1 protein-coding gene is annotated in these 823 nt (G+C 60.9%); it reads left to right on the top strand.

Annotated elements, in window-relative coordinates; translation table 11 throughout:
• A partial coding sequence (locus NKI72_RS35245; RefSeq protein WP_352852291.1) for an IS110 family RNA-guided transposase occupies positions 1-517 on the top strand: 517 nt, incomplete at its 5' end.
• Between the last annotated feature and the right edge of the window lie 306 nt (positions 518-823).

Below are 823 nucleotides of genomic sequence, written 5' to 3'. Positions count from 1 at the left end.
TGAAGAAAAGCTGGCGCGCATTGTTGTGCCAATGCTGCAGGCATGGAGTGGTATCCGATACCAAATCGCAGAGCTGAGCAAGCAGCTGGCAGCGATGGCGCGTAACGACCAGCATTGCCGTCTGCTCATGTCAGTGCCCGGTGTAGGCACCGTCACAGCCACCGCCTTTGCCGCAGCGGTGGAGGATCCGGCCAACTTCAGGAACTCGCGCGCCGTGGGCGCATGGGTGGGCCTGACCCCGAGGCGCTACCAGTCCGGCGAGGTCGATAATGATGGTCATATCTCGCGCCGTGGCGACAGTCAGTTGCGCGGACTGCTATATGAGGCGGCCGCGGTCATCCTGAACCGGTCGACGGATACCAGCATCCTGCGAACCTGGGCGTTGGAGCTGAAAGATCGGCTCGGCTTCAAGCGAGCGGCCGTGGCCCTGGCGCGCAAGCTGGCAGTCATCATGCATGCGATGCTCCGGACGGGCGAGTTGTTCGATCCGCACGGAGGAAAACCCGCCGCTGTCTGATCCTGCAGACGTTTAGCTACGACCATTCTTCAGGCCATTCCACCGATAGCGTTCTTACAGGACGCACCGAGTCGTCCCTGCCGGGACGTGGCTGAGATCATTCCGCGAAGCGGGAAGCAACTGCCTCGTTTAGCAGATTGCGTAACGAACATAGGAAGATCTCACCTGCGAAACTCATCCTGCGGCGATCATCGCGTCGACCGCGTAGACGACCCTGTACCCGGCATTCGGACGAACGAGAATCGACAGAAAGGACGACGGCCTTGCACTCACCCCCTTGACGGTCGAGCGATTAGACGACCCGCT

Origin of the sequence: Mesorhizobium sp. M0437 (genome assembly GCF_040321335.1) — a bacterium.
In the GTDB taxonomy this organism is placed as follows: Bacteria; Pseudomonadota; Alphaproteobacteria; order Rhizobiales; family Rhizobiaceae; genus Mesorhizobium.
This window is presented reverse-complemented; position numbering and strand designations above follow the sequence as displayed.